Genomic DNA, 19,243 nt, shown 5'->3' on the forward strand with positions numbered 1-19,243 from the left:
GTCCAACAACATGTCTAGACTGCGTCGCATGTCACCTCGCCGAAGCTACGACCAGTACTGTTCCACCGCTCGCGCCCTCGACGTCGTCGGCGACCGCTGGACCCTCCTGATCGTCCGGGAGCTGCTGGCGGGCCCGCGCCGCTACACCGATCTGCACGCGGATCTCCCGGGCGTCAGCACGGACGTACTGGCCTCACGGCTGAAGGACATGGAGCGCGACGGCCTCACGACCCGACGCCGGCTGCCCCCGCCGGGGGCCGCGTACGTGTACGAACTCACCGGGCGGGGACGGCAGTTGCTGCCCGTCCTCCAGGCGCTGGGGGAGTGGGGCGCACCCGAGTTGGGCGAGCGCCGGCCCACGGACGCCGTACGGGCGCACTGGTTCGCGCTGCCGTTGCTGCGCGGACTCGAGGCGGTGGGCGGGGCGAGCGGCGGGGGACTGGTCGAAGTCCGGCTGGAGGAGGGCGAGTTCCATCTGTACGTCGGCGCCGAGGACGTTCCGGTGTACGGCGCCGGGCCGGCCCCCGGTGAGCCCGACGCCCGTCTGTCGATGGACACCGGGACGTGCGCGGCGGTCGGCCGGGGAGAGGTGGGCGTGCTCGACGCCGTACGCGACGGACGCATCGAGGTGACCGGCGAGGGGACGCTCGCCAAGGCCCTGCGGGAGGGCTGAGGAGGGACAGGGCGCCGGGTGGCAGTGGTCCGGAAACGGGGCATGCCCGCCGCGCTACCGTGTGCGGCGGGCATGTTGACGGACCGTCAGCGAATGGTCAGGCGCCCGGCGGAACCTGCCTCGGGCGTCCCGTGCCGCGCGTCAGCGCGTAGCCGCCGACCCCTGCCAGGGCCGCCAGCGCGCCGCCGATCGCCGTCCAGACCCAGCGGTCGGACCACCAGCCGGAGGACCAGCCGTCGTCGGGCTCGATGCTGGACAGCACCGCGGAAGCCGCCGAACTGTCCTCCTTCTCCTCCGACTCGACCGCGATCCCGGGAACCAGCGGCTCGGCCAGCGAGCCGTCCACCGCGGCCGCACCGCCGATGTCCTTGGAGTCGACCCGGATCTCCGCGTTGACCGGCAGACCGAGGTCGGAGGTCGGGAGGTCCACCGCCGTCAGCCTGACGTAGTACGTGCCCGGCAGCGGGTCGTTGGCCCACTGCTCCGACCAGGCACGGACCGTGCGCAGGGTGCACGCCAGCTCCACGGACGCGGTGCCCGCGGCGGCGGTGCGCGTCTGCGCGCCGTACTGGCAGGCCTGGCGGCGCCGCAGACCGTCGTACACATCGAGCTGCCACGCCTCCGAGGCGTGCGTGTCCGGCAGCTTCACCGTCGCCCTGACGGTGGGGCGTTGGGCGGCGTCCGCCGGGAACGACCAGTACAGGTAGTCGCCCGCCGAGCCGCTCGCGGTGGCCTGTTCGCCCTGGTCGATCTCCGTCGCCGTACGGAACGACGTGCCCGCCGAGGTGGGCGCCGCGCTGTCGTCCGAGGGGCTCGCGGAGGGCGAGGCATCGGCGACGGCCGGGGTCGCGGCCAGCCCGAGCAGCAGCACGGCCGAGCCCAACACCCGCGTACCGCTCACCAGTTGATCCCTGAAAGCTCTTGCCATTTGTCGAGGTCGTCCTACTCGCATCAGTTGGTCCTCCAGACCGCGACCCGCCAACGCGAGATCCAGCCCCACAGGACACCCGTGAGGAAGCCGACCAGGACGAGCGTGCCCAGCAGCCACCAGCCGCGGCCGAGACCGAAGGAGGCCACATCGCTCGCCTGGCTCGGACCGTCCACGACGTCGACGGTCAGCTCGAGCGGCAGACCGGGCGCGGACTTCACACCGCTGGCCGCCGAGAAGGAGTTGGTGACCTGGAGGCACACGGTCTCGGCCGCCGGCTTGTCCTCGTCGTCGGCCTCCGCCTTCGCATACCGCAGGCCCGTCGAGATGACATCGGTACGCCCGGTGCCGTTGCCCTCGCCACGGACGATCTCGCGGCCGTGCGTGGTCACCGCCCGCAGCAGCACCCCGTAGTCGGGGTTGACGGCACGGTCGGCCGCCACGCTCACCGAGGCGCGCAGTTCCTGGCCGGGAAGCACGTCGACGCGGTACCAGCGCTGCCGACCGAACTCCTCGCGGTCCGTGTACAGACCGGACTTCACCGCCGGGGCGTTCGTGCACCCGGCCGCGCCCTCGACGGCCACCGGCGTCACCACCGGGTCGGCGGCCCGGACGACCAACTGGTTGACCTTGTCGGCGAGTTCGTCGGTGTGCTCGACCGAGGTGTACGTCCCGCCGGTCGCCTCCGCGATACAGCTGAGCTGCTGGCGCATCTTGGTGTTGGGGACCAGACCGAGGGTGTCGATGGTGAGGCCGATGCCCTTGGCCGCGATCTCCCGGGCCACCACGCACGGGTCGAGCGGCGCGCAGGTGTCCTCGCCGTCGCTGATCAGCACGATGCGCTTGGTGCCCTCACCGCCGTCGAGGTCGGTGGCGGCCTTCAGCAGCGCGGGGCCGATCGGCGTCCAGCCGGTGGGCGTGAGCGTCGCGACCGCCGTCTTGGCCTCCACGCGGTCGAGCGGGCCCACCGGGTAGAGCTGCGCGGTGTCCTTGCAGCCCTCCTTGCGGTCGTCGCCGGGGTAGTTGGCGCCCAGCGTGCGGATACCGAGCTGGACCTCCTCGGGGGTCGCGTCCAGCACCTCGTTGAACGCCTGCTTCGCCGCGGCCATCCGCGACTGGCCGTCTATGTCCCGGGCCCGCATCGAACCGCTGACGTCGAGGACCAGGTCGACCTTTGGTGCGAGGGCGGTGGTTTCGTCGGCGACGGCTGAGGCCGGGACCGCGATCCCGGCCGCCAGGGCGGCGAACAGGGCGCAGGCGCCCGCCGCCAGCCGTTGTCTTGTGATCATCGATGGATCCTATTGACCCGTGGCGACCCGCTTCACAACGGGTCCCTCAGCTCGCTCCCCGCTTCACCTCTCCCAAGGGGTTGGGGAGTTGGGTCCACAGGTCGCCGGGCGACTCCGGCGACAGCCGCATCAGGGTCAACGCCTTGGTGGGCAGCGGCTGTTCGAGCAGTGCCAGGAGATCCGGTGTGCGCGGCAGCCCTCGTACCGCCGTCTCCAGAGCCGTCCGCAGCGCCGCCTCACCACCGGCGGTCGCACCCAGGGCTCCCGCCACCAGCGAGCCGAACAGCTTGCGGCGCAGGGTGGTTTCGTCGTCGGTGACGATCCGTCCGGTCAGTTCCGGCACCGGGATGCCGTGCCGGGTGAGCCGTGCCGGACTGACGCGGATGTCCGCGAGGTCGCGGTAGACCAGCCGCACTGGATCCCCGGACGCCGAGAGCACGACGAGGAGGTTCTGGCCGTGCGCCTCGAGGGCGACGCCCAGATCGAGCAGCCGCAGTCCGACGGTGAGGGCGAGACGCGTGAACTCGGCCAGCCAGGAGGGGGACCGGGGAAGTTCCGTGGCGGCCAGAGCCCCGACGGGGACGACCTGCTCGCCCGCCGCCGCGTCCGCGTACAGGTCGGGCGGCTCCCTCAGCACCGCCGCCAGATCAGGGGAGTCGGCGGTGACCGCGCCGAGGGTGCGGGTGATGTGCAGCAGCCCGTCGAGCCGGGCGGCCATCGACTCCATGAACGCCGACACGGTCGCCGCCGTCCCGATCGAATACGGCGAGATGTCCCGTACCGAGGAGGTGAGCCGCGCGCTCAGCGCCGTCTTGAGATGCGGGCCGCCGTCCGGCAGGGTGAGGCTGCGCAGGGACATCAGCGGACGCGCCGACAGCTTTCCCCTGCTGGGGAGTTGGAGCACATGCTGCGCCTGCCAGGGATGCACCGGGATCAGCGGACGCCCTCCGTCCCACAGCCACTCGGGCCACTGGCCCCGCACGCCACCCGCGTCGCCCGTCACCAGCGTTAGCTCCACCACCGGCCGGTGCTCAGGACCGTACGCGAGCTGCTCGGCGACCGAGAATCCGGGCCGGGAACGGCAGTTGGGGTGGAAAGGATGCCCGTCGACGACTCGCTGCTCCCACTCCCAGCCGGCGACGGGGTCGTGCGGAGCACCTTCCTGGTTCGCCCGCGACAACGCCAACGACGCGACGCTGTGGCCGAGTTCGGCCGCGAAGCCGGGACCGTGCGGGACGGCCAGGTCCCTCATCAGCCGCACCGGATCGTCGTACGACACCCCCGCGAGCCGTGTCCCGAGCCGTACGGCGGTGACGCGGTCGTCGACGGCGTACGGATCGGCGTCCGGGCCCTCCAGCCTGCGGCCGTCCGCCAGCAGAAGACCCGAGCCGTGCTCACGGCGGACGATCCACGGCAACGGCTCGTGCACGAGCGCCCGCCACAACCGGGTCAGGACGGCGGCCCGCGCGCCGGGCAGCTCGGCCGCGTAGCGCGAGGCGAGGTCGGGGCGTACGGCGGCCAGTTCGTCGGCGACCTCGGCCTCTGCGCTGCTGGGACGGTGCACGGCGGGCTCCTCGGGTACGGGTTTGGGTGCGGGTAAGTGCTGGTGAGCGGGCGGGGACGACGACAGACATACTGATCGCCAGTGCACCGCGGGAAACCGCACGTGGAAGAGCACCGTAAGAAACGAAGGAAACGCGTGGACTCCACCATGCCGCCCACCACGCCCGAGGCCGTGCCCGCGCACGACGGCATCGGGGCGCGCGCCGACGCGTACGCGACCGCGCCCCTGCTCAACTGCCTGCTCCGGGAAGTGGCACGGCCGGTGCCCGGGCCGGGCGAGCCGCGGGTGTACCGGCTGCCGAGCGGGGAGCGTCTGCTGCGCGTGCGCGGAGGGCGGCGGCCCGCGGCGCCCGAGGTGAACACGGACGGCACCTGGCACCGGGTCGGGCACGCCGAACTCGTCAAGCTCGTCGCCGAGGAACTCCGGGCGCACACCGGCCTGTCCAACCCCGAGCTGCCCGCCGAGATGGCCGACAGCCGGGACACGGTCGCCGCGCTGCTCACCGCCCGCGCCCGCGTCACCCCGCCCGAGGACCCGTACCGGCGCTCCGAGCAGTCCCTCCTCACCGGGCACCCCTACCACCCGGCGCCCAAGGCGCGCGGGGGCGGCCCCGTCGCGGGCTGGCTGCCGTACGCGCCCGAGGCGTACGCCGCGTTCCCGCTGGTGCTGCTCGGAGTGCGCGAGGACGCGATCGTGGAGGAGGGCGACGTGTCCGCCCTGGACGCCTTCGGCACGGCCCCGCCCGGCTACCGGCTGCTGCCGGCCCACCCCTGGCAGCTCGACCTCGTCGGCCCGACCCTCACGGACGCCTTCGCCGACGGCCGGCTGATCCGGCTGGGCACGACCGGCTTCGACACCTGGCCCACGGCGGCGATCCGCACGCTGTACGTGCCCGGGCACGACCTCTTCGTCAAGTTCAGCCTCGACGTCCGCATCACCAACGACATACGCCGGCTCTGGCGCCACGACCTGCTGAAACTGCGCCGCACGGACAGCGCGGTGGCCGCCGCCGCAGCCTCCTGCGAGACCCCCGGCGCCTGGCTGAGCGACCGCGGCTACCGCACCGCCGACTTCGCCTTCGAGGCCCTGGCGGTACTGGTCAGGGACGGCCTGCACGACCACGTCTTCCCCGGCGCCGCACCGCTGCTCGCCGCCGCCCTGGTGGAGGGCTTCGACGGCACCCCGCTGGACGGCCTCCGTGACCCCGCCGCCTGGTGGACGGCGTATCTGCGGGCGGTCGTGCCCCCCGCCCTCGAACTGTTCGCCCGGCACGGCGTCGTCGTCGAGGCCCACCTCCAGAACTGCCTGATCGCCGTCGACGGCGCCGGACATCCCGTACAGGCGCTGTTCCGGGACGCGGAGGGCGTGAAGCTGCTGCCGGAGGTGAGCCGGGCGGCCGGGTGGGAGCGGCTGATGTACTGCCTGGTCGTCAACCACCTCGTCGAGATCGCCGAGGCACTGCGCGAGCGCCACCCGCACCTCGACCCCTGGCCCGCCGTACGCACCGAATTCGAACGCCAGAGCCGCCGTCTCGACCTCCCCGAGGCCGCCGCCCTACTCACCGCGCCCACCCTCCCCGGCAAGACGAACCTGCTGCTCCGCTGGACGGGCGCGGACGGGGCGGACGCCCGGTATCTGCCCCTGCCGAATCCGCTGCGCGGGCCGGTGCCGAATCCGCTGCGCGAATAATCCGCCGGGCCGGACGACCGGCTCATTTACAGTGGCCCGTGTGCTGCGCGAAGTGACTGCTGTTCGATACGTGACCCCGCTGAGGTCGGGCGGCTCCGTACCCGGGGTCGTCGAGGCCGACGACCTCGGCACGTATGTCGTGAAGTTCACCGGCTCGGCGCAGGGCCGCAAGGCGCTGGTCGCCGAGGTGGTCGTCGGGGAACTGGCGCGCGCCCTCGGGCTGCGTTTCCCCGAGCTGGTCCTCGTCCACTTCGACCCGGCCACCGGCGCCCACGAGCCCCACCAGGAGGTCCAGGACCTGCTGCGTGCCAGCGCCGGCCTCAACCTCGGCATGGACTACCTCCCGGGCGCGAAGGACTTCACCCCGGAGACGGCTGCCGCGTTCGACGTCGACCCGGTGGAGGCGGGCCGGATCGTCTGGCTGGACGCCCTGACCGTCAACGTGGACCGTACGACGCACAGCTCCAACCTGATGGTGTGGCCCACGTTCGGCATCGCGCCGCCGCGCCTGTGGCTGATCGACCACGGCGCCGCCCTCGTCTTCCACCACAGGTGGGACCTGTCGGCACCGGACAAGGCCTACGACTTCCGCCGCCACGCCCTCGGTGGCCACGCCCCGGACACCCGTGCCGCCGACGCCGAACTGGCGCCCCGCGTGACGGAGGAGTTGCTGCGCGAGGTCCTGGCCGAGGTACCGGACGCCTGGCTGGAGGTCGAGGCGGGCTTCGCGACCCCCGACGAAGTCCGGGACGCCTATGTGACGTACCTCCACGCGCGCGTGCGGGCGTCCGCGTCCTGGCTTCCCACCGATTTCCCCGGCCGCGAGGAACTCGCCGCCGAGGACGCCCGACGCGCGGCGAAGACGGAGCAGGGCCGGCCGGACTGGCTCAAGCGGGTCCCCGACCTGCACGGCAAACCGGCGGCGGAACGGGATTGGTCGGTGCATCTCGGATGACGGACACACAGTGGGTGGAGATCGACATGGACGCCGTGCACCGGGTGGAGATCGAGTACTGCACCCAGTGCCGCTGGCTGCCCCGCGCGGCCTGGCTGGCGCAGGAACTCCTCACGACCTTCGAGACCGAGCTGACGGAACTGTCCCTGAGGCCCGGCACCGGAGGCGTCTTCGTCGTCCGTGTGAACGACGAGGTGGTGTGGGACCGGCGCGAGCAGGGTTTCCCCGAACCGACGGCGGTCAAGCGCCTCGTACGCGACCGAGTGGCCCCGGACAAGTCCCTGGGCCACTCGGAGAAATGACGTACGCCGTGCTCAGCCCTTGAGCTGCTCGTACGCCGGCAGGGTCAGGAAGTCCGCGTAGTCGTCGTCCAGGGAGACCTGGAGCAGCAGGTCGTGGGCCTGCTGCCAGTGGCCGGCCGCGAAGGCCTCCTCGCCGATCTCGGCGCGGATGCCGGCGAGTTCCTCGGCGGCGACCTTGCGGGCCAGCTCCGGCGTGGCCCGCTCGCCGTTCTCGAACTCGACGCCCGCGTTGATCCACTGCCAGATCTGCGAGCGGGAGATCTCGGCGGTGGCCGCGTCCTCCATGAGGTTGAAGATGGCGACCGCGCCGAGCCCGCGCAGCCACGCCTCGATGTAACGGATGCCGACCTGAACGGCGTTGACCAGTCCGTCGTACGTCGGGCTCGCCTTGAGCGAGTCGACGGCGATCAGGTCGGCGGCCTCGACGTGGACGTCCTCGCGCAGCCGGTCCTTCTGGTTCGGGCGGTCGCCGAGGACCGCGTCGAAGGAGGCCATGGCGATCGGGACGAGGTCGGGGTGGGCGACCCAGGAACCGTCGAAACCGTCGCCGGCCTCCCGGTCCTTGTCGGCCTTGACCTTCTCGAAGGCGACCTTGTTGACCTCCTCGTCGCGCCGGGACGGGATGAACGCCGCCATGCCGCCGATCGCGTGGGCGCCCCGCTTGTGGCAGGTGCGGACGAGGAGTTCGGTGTAGGCGCGCATGAACGGGGCTGTCATCGTCACCGCGTTGCGGTCCGGGAGGACGAACTTGGCGCCGCCGTCACGGAAGTTCTTGACGATGGAGAAGAGGTAGTCCCAGCGGCCCGCGTTCAACCCCGAGGCGTGGTCGCGGAGTTCGTAGAGGATCTCCTCCATCTCGTACGCGGCGGTGATCGTCTCGATGAGGACGGTCGCGCGGACGGTGCCCTGCGGGATGCCGACGTAGTCCTGCGCGAAGACGAACACGTCGTTCCACAGGCGGGCTTCGAGGTGCGACTCGGTCTTGGGGAGGTAGAAGTACGGGCCCTTGCCGAGGTTGATGAGCCGCCGCGCGTTGTGGAAGAAGTAGAGGCCGAAGTCGACGAGGGCACCGGGCACCGGCTCCCCGTCGAGCTGGAGGTGGCGCTCGTTCAGATGCCAGCCGCGCGGACGCATGACGACGGTCGCGAGTTCGGCGTCGTCCTTGAGGGCGTACGACTTGCCGCTCGCCGGGTCGGTGAAGTCGATGTTCCGGGTGTAGGCGTCGGCCAGGTTGACCTGACCGAGGACCACGTTCTCCCAGGTCGGCGCGGAGGCGTCCTCGAAGTCCGCGAGCCAGATCTTCGCGCCCGAGTTGAGGGCGTTGATCGTCATCTTGCGGTCGGTCGGGCCGGTGATCTCGACGCGCCGGTCGTTCAGGGCCTCGGGGGAGGGGGCGACCCGCCAGGACTCGTCGGCGCGGATCGCGGCCGTCTCCGGGAGGAAGTCGAGGGTCGAGGTGCGGGCGATCTCGGCACGGCGCTCCGTGCGGCGCGCGAGGAGTTCGTCACGCCGGGGCGTGAACCGCCGGTGCAGTTCGGCCACGAAGGCGAGCGCCGCGTCGGTGAGCACCTCCTCCTGCCGGGGCAGGGGCTCGGCGTCGACGATGGCCAGCGGGGACGGCGCTGGTGCGGACATGAGCGGTCACTTCCTTCAGCGGGCTGCTGTGGGCGAACTGATGATTCTGTTTCTCTCAGTGGATGCTAGTTTCCTCATCGTGGAAGTTCAATAATTTGTTGATGTCGAGATTCTTCGTGGCGAGAAGCCGTCACGCGAGGCGCTCCAGGTCGTCCGCCGTGTCGATGTCGTAGGGCAGTGCCACATCACCGCATGCCACGAGGGTGATCGTGTCCTCATGGGCCCTGAGATAGTCGCGGGCCCCGCGATCGCCGACCGCCGCCGTCTCGACGCCCGCCCAGTGAGCGGCGCCGAACAGCACCGGATGCCCCCGCGTTCCGTCGTACGAGGCCGCCGCCAGACTCTTCTCGGACGTGTACGCGGCGAGGACGCGAGCCATGGCCTCCGGCCCGATGCCCGGCTGGTCGACCAGTGAGACGAGGGCCGCGCGGGCCGGTGTGCCGCGCAGCGACGCCAGGCCGGCCCGCAGCGAGGACCCCATGCCCTCCTCCCACTCCGGGTTGTCCACCAGGACGCATCCGGGCAGCACCGCCCGCTCCCGCACCTCGCCGGCACGCGCCCCGAGGACGACATGGACCGGGGCGCAGCCCGCCGCGAGCAGGGCCTCGGCCGCACGTTCGACGAGGAGGCGCCCCCGGTGTTCGAGCAGGGCCTTGGGCCGCCCGCCGAGCCGTCGGCCCCCGCCCGCCGCGAGCAACAGCCCTGCCACCTGGTCCGGTTTCTCCGTCATGCCTCCTGCATACCTGACGCGACGTCGGACCGGAGGTGTTCACGGGCTCAATTTCGGTCCGTGGTGTGGCGTCGGTCGCGTGGGTGGCGTTTACTGTCCCGCGTCCGGCGGCGCCCGACCAGCGCGGCGGGGCGTGCGGGGGGCCTGCGCGGGGGCGCGAGTCGGGGGACAGGTGGGGGAGAGCTGTGTTGCGGAGCGTGGGACAGAGGTCGGTGGCCGGCAGCGACGAAGATCCGAGAGTGGCGGAGTTGCGGACCGCGGTGTCCCGGCTGCGCCGTGAACTCGCCGCGCATCCCGCCGAGTTCCCCGACCGAGGCATCGCCGAGGACGAACTGGCGTGCCTGGCGGCGATGACGGTCACCGGCAGCCCGGAGATTCCGCGGTTGCGTCGCTCGCTGCTTCTGATCGCGGGCGCGATCGGCTCGGTCAGCGCGCTCGGTCGGGGGTTGTCGGAGGTCCGCGCGGCGGTGGAACGGTTCGGCAGCCCGCCGCGCTGAGCTCCGAGGGGCGGGCCGTGCGGGTGGGCATCGGCTGGGGTCGGCTGCGGGTGGGTGAGGGCTGAGGGTCGGCTGCGGGTGGGTGGGGGCTGATCGCGCAGTTCCTCGCGCCCCCGAGGGCGTGTTCCTCTGGTTGGTGGAACGTCGCGCCTACTTCGGAGAGGTCGAGGGAGACGCGTCGCCGGGCCGCGGAAGGCGTGCGGCGGTCTCAGGGGGCGTCGGTCCGGGCGGAGCACGGGCCCGATCGGGCGAGGCGGACCATGGCGCGGTAGAGGGCGGTGGGTGTCGGGGCGTCGGGGACCTCGGGGATCGGTGCGCCGGGGGCGGCGTAGGAGCGGATCATGTGACCGACCAGGCGGCGCCAGGTGTCGGGGGCGGCGTCGCCGCCGGCGGCGATGACGCCGGCGTTAGCCATCTGGAGGATGACGAGGTCCTCCGGAACGAAGTCCTCGCGGAGGTGTCCGCTGGTCCGGGCGCGGGCGATGAGCTCGACGAAGTCGTCGTACGACTCCTTGCGGCGGGCTTCCAGCGCTTTGGCGGCCGGGAAGGCCATGGTCAGGACGTCCGCGAAGCCGCGGTCGGCGGCCTGCATGGCGCAGACGGCGTGGATGTAGCCGGTGAAACCGTGCCAGGGATCGGGGTCGGCCAGTGCCTCGGCGGCGGCGCCGGCGTAGCCGTCCATGCGGTCGGCGAAGGCCGCGTTGATGAGCTCCTCCCGGGTGGCGAAGCGTCGGCTGAGCGTGGCTTTGCCGACGCCCGCCTCGCGGGCGACGGAAGCCATGGACACGCCGAGTCCTTCCGTGGCGAAGAGGCGGCGGGCGGCCGCCAGGATGAGATCGCGGTTGCGCTCGGCGTCGGCGCGGAGTTTCGCCTCGGGCTGCTGGTCCGAGGCCTGGTCGGAAGGTGAGGTCATCCCGCCATTCTAGCCAAGTGGAACGGGCGGGCCGCTTCTGCTGTTACGCTCGGCGTCAGCGGAACCGGGAAGGCCGGTCCACTTATGGAGAGGTGCTGTCGTGCGCGCTGTGACTGTGGACTCGGTTCCGGGGGCCCCGGCCGTGACCGAGCTGGACATTCCCCGCCCCGAGGCCGGCGAGCTGCTGGTGAAGGTGGGCGCCGCCTCGCTGAACGGTATCGACATCGCCGCCGCCGCCGGCTACGTGCAGGGACTGATGGAGCACCGGTTCCCCATGGTGTTCGGAGGGGACTTCGCGGGCACCGTCGAAGCCCTCGGCGAGGGCGCCCACGGCTTCGCGGTGGGTGACGCGGTCTTCGGTGTCGTGATGAAGCCGTTCCTGGGTGCGGGGTCGCTGGCCGAATACGTCGTCGTACCCGCCGGACACGGTGTCGCCCCGCTCCCGGCGGGCCTGGCCGTGACGGACGCGGGCGCGCTCGGCGTGGCCGGGGCGACCGCGGTGGACAGCCTGGACGCGGTGGCCCTGACCCAGGGCGAGACGGTGCTGATATCCGGAGCGGGCGGCGGGGTGGGATCGCTGGCCGTGCAGCTCGCCGCCGCCCGCGGCGCGAAGGTGATCGCCACCGCTCGCCCCGGTGCGCAGACCGACTTCGTCACCGGCCTGACCGACTCCGGCACCGGGATCCACGTGGTCGACTTCACCGGCGACCTGGAGACTCAGGTGCGCGCGATCGCCCCGGACGGCGTGGACGCGGCGCTGCACCTGGCGGGCGACATCGCCCAGCTGGCCGGCCTGCTGCGAGCGGGCGGGCGGATCGCCTCGACCCTCGGCGCGACCCAGGAGGCCGTCAAGGACCTGGAGGTCACCGTCCACACGATCATGGCGGACCCGAACGCGTCGACCCTGACCGTCCTGGCCGAACAGGCGGCCTCCGGCGCACTGCGCGTCCCCGTCGCCGCGACATACCCGCTGGACCGGGCCGCGGAGGCCTTCGCCGCCTTCAGCTCCGGCACCCCGGGCAAGATCGCCGTCGCCTGCGCCTGAGGTCCACACACCACTGACGAGGAGAGTTCAGTATGCCCACCATCGCCATCATCGGCGCCGGCCCCGGCATGGGGCTGGCCATCGCCCGTACCTTCGGCAGCCGGGGCTTCGACGTCGCCCTGATCGCCCGAACCAAGGAGAAACTCCAGACCCTGGTCGGCCGGCTCGGCCAGGAAGGCATCACCGCCGAGGCCTTCCCCGCCGACGTCCTCGACCGGCCCTCCCTGACCACTGCCCTGGACGCCGTGAAAGCGCGCTTCGGCGGCATCGACGTACTGGAGTACTCACCGGCTCCACACTCACCGGTGCCCGGTCACGTCCTGGCCACCCCCTCCGAGGCCACGGTTGACAATCTGCAGCCGCAGATCGAGTACCTCCTCTACGGCGCCGTCACGGCCGCCCAGTCGGTCCTGCCCGCGATGCGGGAGGCCGGCGCCGGGACCCTGCTGTTCACCTCCGGCGGCGGCTCCGTCGATCCGTTGCCGATGCTCGGCAATGTCAACGCGGCCGGTGCGGCGCTGCGCAACTGGGTTGTCAACCTGCACAAGGAGCTGGCCGGCAGCGGTGTGCACGCCGCCCATGTGGCGATCGGCGTCTGGATCGGCGGGGGCGGCCCCGAAGGCTTCCCGACGGCATCGGCCGAGGAGATCGCCCCGCTGTACTGGGACCTCCACGACAAACGCGACCGCTCCGAAGCCGTCTTCAGCGCCTGACCCGACTGCCCTGCGTTGCCGCGGGGAGGGCGCAACCGCGCTCTCCCTGCACTCTCCCTGCACTCTCTCCCGCTCCGTCCCCTCGTCGAGGAATCCGTACATGAACGTCTTCCTGTGGATAGTCCAGGTTGTGCTGGCCGCCATGTTCGCCATGGCCGGCGTCATGAAGTCCACCCAGCCCAAGGAGAAACTGGTCGATCAGCTGCCCTGGACGGCCGACTTCTCGCAGGGCACCGTCCGCTTCATCGGCATCGTGGAGTTCGCCGCCGCCCTCGGCCTGATCCTGCCCGCGGCCACCGACATCGCCCCTGTCCTGACCCCGCTGGCCGCGACCGGCCTGGCCGTGACGATGGTGCTGGCCGCGCTCACCCACACCCGCCGCAAGGAACCCGGAGCCGTCGGCTTCACCGCCGTCCTGCTGATCCTCGCCGTCCTGGTGGCCTGGGGACGCTTCGGCCCGTACAGTTTCTGACCTCCGAGCAAGGAACCGTCTCTCAGCCACCGGCGCCGGATCGCAGGGAGTGCGGGGGACCAGTCCGATCAGTGCCGCGCCGATGAGGCCTGGTACCGCGAGGGCGTACGACTGACGCGAGCCTCGTCCGACCTTCGTATCTACCGGGCTGGAGCCGGGCGCGCATCGTCGCGCACATGGCCCGCAACGCGGACGCGCTGCTCAATCTCCTGAACTGGGCTCGTACGGGTGTCGAGACGCCGATGTACGTCAGTCCCCCCAGCGTGCCGGTGAACTGCGCGCGGACCTGCTCCGGGCCGACGGCCGACTCGCCGGGGAACTCGCCGCACTGCCCGACACGTGCTGGGCTCCTGGGCGTGCCCGGCACAGCGAACACCCTCCTCGTGACCGGCGACCTCCCGAGTCTGGCCGCCTATGCGACCGGCCGGCCCGTGCCAGGCTCTCTCCGTACCACCGACCGCGGATCCATCCGTACCGAAACTGCCCGCGTGGCTGTGAACCCGAAGGAGAACGAAGCGGGGCGGGGCCGGTGGCTGCTCAGCGGCTGAAGACGAGTTCGGCTTGGTCCCGCCCGGTGGTGTGCAGTTCCCAGTAGACGGGGGAGATCTCCTCGGGCTGGGCCGTCGGGAAGCCGGGGACGGCCGGTGTGCCGATCGACACGTCGATGCCGATGTGGGCGGCCTGGACGCCGGTGCCGTCCAGTTCCTTGTGGAGGTTGATCACCCAGTTGCGCAGCGCGGCGGCGGCCGCGTTGACGTTGCCGACCTGCGGGACGGGGTCGATGGAGCCGGCGCCGGTGGTGTAGAGCAGCGTGCCCGCGCCGGCTTCCCGCATCGCCGGGAGTACCGCCTTCGTAGCTGCGATGGCACCGTACAGCTGGAACTCGATCTCGTGCTGTACGTGGGTCGGCTCGGCCTCGGTGGGGGTGACCATCGTTGTGGTCAGGCCCGCGACCGGGGAGTACTCGAGGACGTCGATCCCGCCGAACCTCGCGGCGGCGTCCTTGAGCGCCTGGGTGAGCGCGTCCCGGTCGAGTACGTCGGCGGGGAACGCGGCGGCGCTGATGCCCTCGGCCGTGAGCGTGCCGACGAGAGCGTCGAGGTTGCCGGGGTCACGGGAGACGAGAGCGACGTCGAAGCCCTGGGAGCCGAAGGTGCGGGCGATGGCCAGGCCCAGCTGGGGGCCGGCTCCGATGATGGCGATGCTGGTCACAGCGATCCTTTCGCGGAACATGGTCGAAGGGAGGGGGCATTCGGATAGGTATCCGGATAGACCTATCCGGATCTCCGGTTCCACCGTACCACCGAAAACGGATAGGGCGTACCGGTTGTCGGGCGGGTGGAGGCGGATGCCGTGGGCCGGTCCCACGGCATCCGGCTACTGGCAGGCCAGATGCTCAGCTCCGGTGTTCGGACTGGCCCTCGCCGAGGACGACGGCGCTGGTGCGGTTGGTGTTGGCGTCCTGGAGGCAGCCGTGCAGGCGTGTCACGTCGTGCGGCGGCAGGGCGGGGCGGATGACGCCGGCGTAGACGCCGTCGTTCATCCGGTTCAGCGTGGCGTTGTCGTTCGTCGCCGCGGTGGAGCGGCGGCAGGTCTCCCACAGATCCCGCGCGGCTAGCTGGACGGCCCCCTCGCTCCGATCGCCGTACGTCTCGACGCGGAAGACCATGGTCGTGCTCGCCGCGTCCGGCGGCTGCTCGGCCCGGGTCTGGGTCGCGTCCGCCAGGGCGGACCACAGCACGGGCACCAGGAGCAGACCGCCGACGGCCGCCACGACGGCGAACGCCCCGCGGCCGGTACGGGCCGCCGGTACGGCCGGGAGGCTCTCCAGGGGCACGGTCGCGGTGATCGGCGGGGCGGTCAACGCCGCCAGGCGTCCGGCCAGCCGGCGTTCCGCGCCGGGCCGAGCGGTGGCTCCGGCCACCTTCTGGATCACCATGGCGATCCCGGACAGAGCCGCGCCCGCCACCATGAGGACGGGGACGAAGACGAACGTCCGGTGGGTGCCGTTCAGTTCGGTCCGGTCCACGGCGGCCAGCCAGTTGAAGTGGTTCGGCACCGAACCACGAGTCTGCTCGAGCCGCTTGCGTACTTCCTCGACTCGGGCGTCGGACCGCTCCAGCCGCTCCTCCAGACGGCTCAGCCGGGTGAGCAGCAGGACGGTCGCGAGGAAGACCTCGACGACGATCAGCAGGGCGGCGGAGATCAGGGCCCGCTGCCATTCCCAGCGGGTCAGGTAGAGCACGGTGTAGTAACCGGCGTAGGCGGCGGACAGACCGCCGAAGGTGTAGCCGACCAGTCTGATGGCCTTCATGCCGCCGACTCCTCACGGATCGGTGTGGGCTCCGGCGCCGCGCCGGGGGTGTCGTTCGCGGTCACCTCTCCTGTCCCGCCGTCCACGGCCAGCGGTGTCCCCGAGGGGAAGCGCCCGACCGCCTCCGGTACGCCGACCGCGGTGGGGACGCGGTATTCGCGGGCCAGCACCGCGAGGTGGGACAGGGCGCTGCCGGTCTCCGCGACGAGACCGGCGAGGCCCGGGAGCAGCGGGGCCAGGGCCGGGTCGAGGGAGCGGACCACAAGCACGGGACGGTCGGGGCGCTCGCCGTGCCCGTCCCAGGCCGTGCCGGAGCCGAAGCCGCCGCCGGCCCCCTGGCCTTCGCCCAAGGCCCGGTGGCCGGGCGGGAGTTGGGCCACGGGCCGACCGTCGGCCAGGCGGAAGACGGCGGGCAGCGGGCCGGTGTTCTCGCGGGGCAGCCGCTCGGCGAGATCGGCCGGCAACCCCTTGCCGTCCGCCGCCTCGACCAGTTCCTCCCAGCGCAGCAGCATCAGACGGGAGGATCCGAACCCGCACTCACCGGCGTCGACCCGTTCGGCGAGTTCCCGCACCAGTTGGGCCTGCATCTCCTGCACCCAGCGGATCCGCAGCCGCAGCCCTTCCCGCACGGGCAGCGCGCCCACGCCCCGCGGCGCCGCGGTCCACCCGGTCTGTGCGGGCAGCGGGGGGCGGTCGCCGAGAGTCGGTGGGAGCAAGGCCAGCAGAACGGGGTGGCGTTCCAGGAGCTGCTCGTCGCTCAGGCCCCGCCTGCGGCCTTCCGTCAGTTCCGCGAGCGCTTCGCCGGCCGCGGTGGCGCCGCTTCCCGCGCCGAGCAGCGCGCCTGCCAGCGACTCCTGGGCATGCAGGGACGACAGGACGTGCCGACCCCAGGCGACGGCGTCCAGCAGCTGGCCGCTGAGCATCCCCCGGGGCGGAGGGAAGTCGGACAACTGCCGGTCCACGTCGGCCATCAGGTCGACGGCCAGCAGTGGCAGCGCCGAACGCAGCCGCCCGATCCGCCAGGCGGCGCCCGCACGGCGAGCCCCCGGCGCCGGGTTGACGAAGTCCAGCACCGGGTGGGCGGAGGGTATGGCACCCAGCAGTCGCAGATCGGCGGCGGCCCGCCCCTCCACAGTGGTCACCACGGGCAGCCTGCGCAGTTGTCGCCTGGGCGCGGCGCCCGCGATGTCGAGGGCGAGGGTGAGGCCGTGGGACATCGGGCTCACCCACAGGTCCTCCTCCAGTGGCTGGAGGACTCCGGGCAGGGTCTCGGCGACGGGACCGGGGCCCAACAGGCGCGCCTCGCGCGGCGGCCGGGCCGCCATCGCGGTGATGGGACGGGCCTGGAACAGCCACAGCCTTCCGTCGGCGTCGAAGCCGAACTCCATGTCCTGGGGCCCGCCGAACGCCCTCTCGGTCTTCTTGGCCAGGTCCACCAGCCCGACCCGCTGCCGGTGGGACAGGAGTCGGTGGCCGCGTGCTTCGGCCGGGTCGGTGCGCACCAGGCGGGCGAGGCGGGTCAGTTGATAGCGCACGCCCTGGGTGCTGCCGTTGACGAGTTGGTGCGGTCCGCCGGGCACCGCGCTGACGAGGATCCGGTCGGTGCGGCCCTCGACCGGGTCGGCGCCGAACATCACGCCACCGACGGCGGATTCGAGCATCGGCTGCACCAGCACCGCCATTCCGTCGCCGTCGGCGATGTCCTCGGGCGGGCGCAGCGGCCTGACTCTCCCGGCGGAGTCGAGGACGATCTGCACGGCGATGGTGAACTCCTCCCAGCCCCGCACATCCAGCACCGACTCGAACCGCCCCGCCATGGAGGACTCCTCGGTGTCCTCGTGCGCGGAGGAGGAACGCACGACCAACGCCCGCTCCTCCGGGCCGACCAGTGCCTGCCACGCGGAGCGCACCGTGTCCTCCCCGACGGCCGCCTCCGGTGCCCGGTCGGCGCGTACCAGCACGAACCCCGGCAGCACGGGCAGCCCTGCCATGGCGGCACGGGCCAGGTTGGCGGCCTTGGCGCCGGTGGCGGCCGCGGCCTTGGCATGTTCCGCGTCCAGCGGTACGACCGCCAGTTCCGCACCCGTAAATCCCATGGCCCACTACTCCTTCGAAGAGGTGACGAGATGGATCGGCTCCTGTTCAGGGCGCCGAGAGGCCGCGCCGGAGGCCACCACGGCGGACTGCGCCCGCGCGCCGCCCCGGCGACGCGCGACCAACCACCCAAGACCGAACAGCGCCACACCCACGGCGACGAGCGTCACCGCGCCGATCAGTCCGGCCCTGTGCAGGAAGCCGGTGGCGGCGGCACCGGCGAAGTAGCCCAGGAGCACGTTTCCGATCCCCCAGATCAGCGACGCGGCGGTGCTGAAGAGGAAGAAGCGGCGGTACGGCATGCCCGTCGCCCCTGCGGCGAAGGGCAGGAAGGTCCGTACGAACCCGATGAACCGGCCGCCGAGGACCGCCGCCCCGCCATGACGTGTCAGGAAGTCATGTGCCCGGCCGATCCGGCTGCCTGCGCGTGCCCGATGGATCAGCCGGGCGTGCGGGCGTCGTCCGTACCAGTGCCCCAGGGCGTAGCCGAGACTGTCACCCGTCATGCCACCGGTCACGACGAGGACGGCGAGGAGTACGGGGTCGAGGTCGCCCCTGCCCGCGATCGTGGACGCGAGGAGGACGACTGTCTCGCCGGGCAGCAGCACACCGACAAAGGCGCTGGTCTCGCCCGCCGTCAGGGCGAACACGACGATGTACGACCACCATCCGGCGGCCTCGATCAGCGCACCGATGTCCATGGCCGTCAGCGCGCCTGTCGCAACGGGGCGGGTTGCGGGGTGCGGGCCGGCTCAGGCGCCCGGGTGCGGGGCCGGAACGAGAGCACCCGTCCGGCAGGACGTATGTGGAGCCGCTGATTCCGTCGGGCCGGCTGGAGCAGAGCAAGCACCACCAAGGCCAACGAGGCGAGGACGATGATCCAGGTCAGCGGCTGGGCCAGGGCGTGGACGAACACGGCTCCCTGCTCCGCCGCGACGGTCCCGTAAGGGCTGAGGCGCGCGGCGGCGGACGATGTCCAGCCGGCCTCGGCGAACGTCTCCTTGTGGACAGACACGGCGAGGAGACCGGAATACGCGAGGAGTGTCGCCGCACCGCCCACCATGGCGCGCCGCAGGCTCCGCCGGACGTGCGCACGCCCTGGCCCGGTCCGGCCCAGAACCGGCGCGCGCCGGGAACCGCGGGGGCGAAGGCTGCAGGCGGCCACGCAACTCACCGGGTCGCTCCGGCGTCCTGCGCCAGGCTGCTCGGCTGTCGCGACCTGGCCGCTTCCCACAGTGGCATCACATGAGCGGTCTCCCGCTTCGCGCTGCTCGGCGACGGGGATGCGCCGTTCCGAGGCGCTGTTGACTGGGGCACGGCAGCCTCCTGATCGGTCAGCGGCGCGTCGTTCGGGGGCGTGCCTGCTGTCCTTCTCGGTGATCGAGATAAGTGGTCCGGGTGTTCCATTTATTTCCCGAGCCGAGTGTGAT

General features: G+C 72.0%; 20 protein-coding genes. 9 read left to right on the forward strand and 11 right to left on the reverse strand.

Annotated features, from left to right (window positions below; all coding sequences use genetic code 11):
- The first annotated feature begins 28 nt into the window (after positions 1–28).
- Positions 29–673, forward strand: coding sequence for a helix-turn-helix domain-containing protein (locus PV396_RS37665; protein ID WP_319212557.1), 645 nt, complete (start codon positions 29–31; stop codon positions 671–673).
- A gap of 97 nt (positions 674–770) precedes the next feature.
- Here PV396_RS37665 and PV396_RS37670 read toward each other — a convergent pair whose 3' ends face one another.
- The 3 genes from PV396_RS37670 to PV396_RS37680 are packed head-to-tail and all read right to left on the reverse strand — an operon-like array spanning position 771 to position 4,454.
- Positions 771–1,601: a hypothetical protein gene (locus PV396_RS37670; protein ID WP_416071549.1), complete on the reverse strand. Its 831-nt coding sequence runs from the start codon at positions 1,599–1,601 to the stop codon at positions 771–773.
- A 23-nt stretch (positions 1,602–1,624) separates the two neighbouring features.
- Positions 1,625–2,890 (reverse strand): VWA domain-containing protein, encoded by a 1,266-nt coding sequence (locus PV396_RS37675; RefSeq protein ID WP_319212561.1) that lies wholly within the window; start codon positions 2,888–2,890, stop codon positions 1,625–1,627.
- 46 nt (positions 2,891–2,936) lie between these two features.
- On the reverse strand, positions 2,937–4,454 hold the full coding sequence (locus PV396_RS37680; RefSeq protein WP_319212563.1) for an IucA/IucC family siderophore biosynthesis protein: 1,518 nt from the start codon (positions 4,452–4,454) through the stop codon (positions 2,937–2,939).
- A 147-nt stretch (positions 4,455–4,601) separates the two neighbouring features.
- On the opposite strand from PV396_RS37680, the gene PV396_RS37685 reads away from it, so the two are divergent.
- The 3 genes from PV396_RS37685 to PV396_RS37695 are packed head-to-tail and all read left to right on the forward strand — an operon-like array spanning position 4,602 to position 7,400.
- Positions 4,602–6,143: an IucA/IucC family protein gene (locus PV396_RS37685; RefSeq protein WP_319212673.1), complete on the forward strand. Its 1,542-nt coding sequence runs from the start codon at positions 4,602–4,604 to the stop codon at positions 6,141–6,143.
- Between the two features lie 40 nt (positions 6,144–6,183).
- Entirely contained in the window at positions 6,184–7,098 is a 915-nt protein-coding gene (locus PV396_RS37690) for a HipA family kinase (RefSeq protein WP_319212565.1), read from the forward strand.
- Positions 7,095–7,400 (forward strand): SelT/SelW/SelH family protein, encoded by a 306-nt coding sequence (locus PV396_RS37695; protein ID WP_319212567.1) that lies wholly within the window; start codon positions 7,095–7,097, stop codon positions 7,398–7,400. Before PV396_RS37690 ends, PV396_RS37695 begins: the two co-directional genes overlap by 4 nt.
- Positions 7,401–7,412: 12 nt before the next feature.
- Here PV396_RS37695 and aceB read toward each other — a convergent pair whose 3' ends face one another.
- Together aceB and PV396_RS37705 are read right to left on the reverse strand one after the other, a co-directional pair.
- Positions 7,413–9,035, reverse strand: coding sequence for a malate synthase A (gene aceB / locus PV396_RS37700; protein WP_319212569.1), 1,623 nt, complete (start codon positions 9,033–9,035; stop codon positions 7,413–7,415).
- A gap of 130 nt (positions 9,036–9,165) precedes the next feature.
- A complete protein-coding gene (locus PV396_RS37705; RefSeq protein WP_319212571.1) occupies positions 9,166–9,765 on the reverse strand; it encodes a nucleotidyltransferase family protein in 600 nt (199 codons plus the stop codon).
- Between the two features lie 185 nt (positions 9,766–9,950).
- On the opposite strand from PV396_RS37705, the gene PV396_RS37710 reads away from it, so the two are divergent.
- Positions 9,951–10,262, forward strand: coding sequence for a DUF5955 family protein (locus PV396_RS37710; protein WP_319212573.1), 312 nt, complete (start codon positions 9,951–9,953; stop codon positions 10,260–10,262).
- Between the two features lie 208 nt (positions 10,263–10,470).
- Here PV396_RS37710 and PV396_RS37715 read toward each other — a convergent pair whose 3' ends face one another.
- Positions 10,471–11,175: a helix-turn-helix domain-containing protein gene (locus PV396_RS37715; RefSeq protein WP_319212574.1), complete on the reverse strand. Its 705-nt coding sequence runs from the start codon at positions 11,173–11,175 to the stop codon at positions 10,471–10,473.
- A gap of 100 nt (positions 11,176–11,275) precedes the next feature.
- Between PV396_RS37715 and PV396_RS37720 the strand changes: the two genes are divergently transcribed.
- The 4 genes from PV396_RS37720 (at position 11,276) to PV396_RS37735 (ending at position 13,953) form a co-directional block, all read left to right on the forward strand.
- Positions 11,276–12,220, forward strand: a complete 945-nt coding sequence (locus PV396_RS37720) for an NADP-dependent oxidoreductase (RefSeq protein WP_319212575.1) — start codon at positions 11,276–11,278, stop codon at positions 12,218–12,220.
- A 32-nt stretch (positions 12,221–12,252) separates the two neighbouring features.
- On the forward strand, positions 12,253–12,933 hold the full coding sequence (locus PV396_RS37725; RefSeq protein WP_319212577.1) for an SDR family NAD(P)-dependent oxidoreductase: 681 nt from the start codon (positions 12,253–12,255) through the stop codon (positions 12,931–12,933).
- Between the two features lie 100 nt (positions 12,934–13,033).
- Positions 13,034–13,405, forward strand: coding sequence for a DoxX family protein (locus tag PV396_RS37730; RefSeq protein ID WP_319212579.1), 372 nt, complete (start codon positions 13,034–13,036; stop codon positions 13,403–13,405).
- Between the two features lie 164 nt (positions 13,406–13,569).
- Positions 13,570–13,953, forward strand: a complete 384-nt coding sequence (locus PV396_RS37735) for a hypothetical protein (RefSeq protein ID WP_319212674.1) — start codon at positions 13,570–13,572, stop codon at positions 13,951–13,953.
- Here PV396_RS37735 and PV396_RS37740 read toward each other — a convergent pair.
- From PV396_RS37740 to PV396_RS37760, 5 genes are all read right to left on the reverse strand, one after another.
- Positions 13,943–14,617, reverse strand: coding sequence for an SDR family NAD(P)-dependent oxidoreductase (locus PV396_RS37740; RefSeq protein WP_319212580.1), 675 nt, complete (start codon positions 14,615–14,617; stop codon positions 13,943–13,945). The two genes, PV396_RS37735 and PV396_RS37740, sit on opposite strands and share 11 nt — an antisense overlap.
- A gap of 184 nt (positions 14,618–14,801) precedes the next feature.
- Entirely contained in the window at positions 14,802–15,719 is a 918-nt protein-coding gene (locus PV396_RS37745) for a hypothetical protein (protein WP_319212582.1), read from the reverse strand.
- Positions 15,716–17,815 (reverse strand): PEP/pyruvate-binding domain-containing protein, encoded by a 2,100-nt coding sequence (locus PV396_RS37750; protein ID WP_319212584.1) that lies wholly within the window; start codon positions 17,813–17,815, stop codon positions 15,716–15,718. Before PV396_RS37750 ends, PV396_RS37745 begins: the two co-directional genes overlap by 4 nt.
- A gap of 6 nt (positions 17,816–17,821) precedes the next feature.
- Complete coding sequence (locus tag PV396_RS37755) at positions 17,822–18,514, reverse strand: DedA family protein (RefSeq protein WP_319212586.1); 693 nt, start codon at positions 18,512–18,514, stop codon at positions 17,822–17,824.
- Positions 18,515–18,519: 5 nt separating this feature from the next.
- On the reverse strand, positions 18,520–18,876 hold the full coding sequence (locus PV396_RS37760; protein ID WP_319212588.1) for a hypothetical protein: 357 nt from the start codon (positions 18,874–18,876) through the stop codon (positions 18,520–18,522).
- Positions 18,877–19,243: the final 367 nt, after the last annotated feature.

The sequence above is a fragment of the Streptomyces sp. ME02-8801-2C genome (genome assembly GCF_033793965.1).
Taxonomy (GTDB): Bacteria; Actinomycetota; Actinomycetes; order Streptomycetales; family Streptomycetaceae; genus Streptomyces.

Bases quoted from the DNA above. Each gene is read 5' to 3' on its own strand.
- PV396_RS37665 (WP_319212557.1), top strand. From the start codon at position 29: ATGTCACCTCGCCGAAGCTACGACCAGTACTGTTCCACCGCTCGCGCC.
- PV396_RS37670 (WP_416071549.1), bottom strand. From the start codon at position 1,601: ATGGCAAGAGCTTTCAGGGATCAACTGGTGAGCGGTACGCGGGTGTTG.
- PV396_RS37675 (WP_319212561.1), bottom strand. From the start codon at position 2,890: ATGATCACAAGACAACGGCTGGCGGCGGGCGCCTGCGCCCTGTTCGCC.
- PV396_RS37685 (WP_319212673.1), top strand. From the start codon at position 4,602: ATGCCGCCCACCACGCCCGAGGCCGTGCCCGCGCACGACGGCATCGGG.
- PV396_RS37695 (WP_319212567.1), top strand. From the start codon at position 7,095: ATGACGGACACACAGTGGGTGGAGATCGACATGGACGCCGTGCACCGG.
- aceB (WP_319212569.1), bottom strand. From the start codon at position 9,035: ATGTCCGCACCAGCGCCGTCCCCGCTGGCCATCGTCGACGCCGAGCCC.
- PV396_RS37705 (WP_319212571.1), bottom strand. From the start codon at position 9,765: ATGACGGAGAAACCGGACCAGGTGGCAGGGCTGTTGCTCGCGGCGGGC.
- PV396_RS37715 (WP_319212574.1), bottom strand. From the start codon at position 11,175: ATGACCTCACCTTCCGACCAGGCCTCGGACCAGCAGCCCGAGGCGAAA.
- PV396_RS37725 (WP_319212577.1), top strand. From the start codon at position 12,253: ATGCCCACCATCGCCATCATCGGCGCCGGCCCCGGCATGGGGCTGGCC.
- PV396_RS37730 (WP_319212579.1), top strand. From the start codon at position 13,034: ATGAACGTCTTCCTGTGGATAGTCCAGGTTGTGCTGGCCGCCATGTTC.
- PV396_RS37745 (WP_319212582.1), bottom strand. From the start codon at position 15,719: ATGAAGGCCATCAGACTGGTCGGCTACACCTTCGGCGGTCTGTCCGCC.
- PV396_RS37750 (WP_319212584.1), bottom strand. From the start codon at position 17,815: ATGGGATTTACGGGTGCGGAACTGGCGGTCGTACCGCTGGACGCGGAA.
- PV396_RS37755 (WP_319212586.1), bottom strand. From the start codon at position 18,514: ATGGACATCGGTGCGCTGATCGAGGCCGCCGGATGGTGGTCGTACATC.
- PV396_RS37760 (WP_319212588.1), bottom strand. From the start codon at position 18,876: ATGGTGGGCGGTGCGGCGACACTCCTCGCGTATTCCGGTCTCCTCGCC.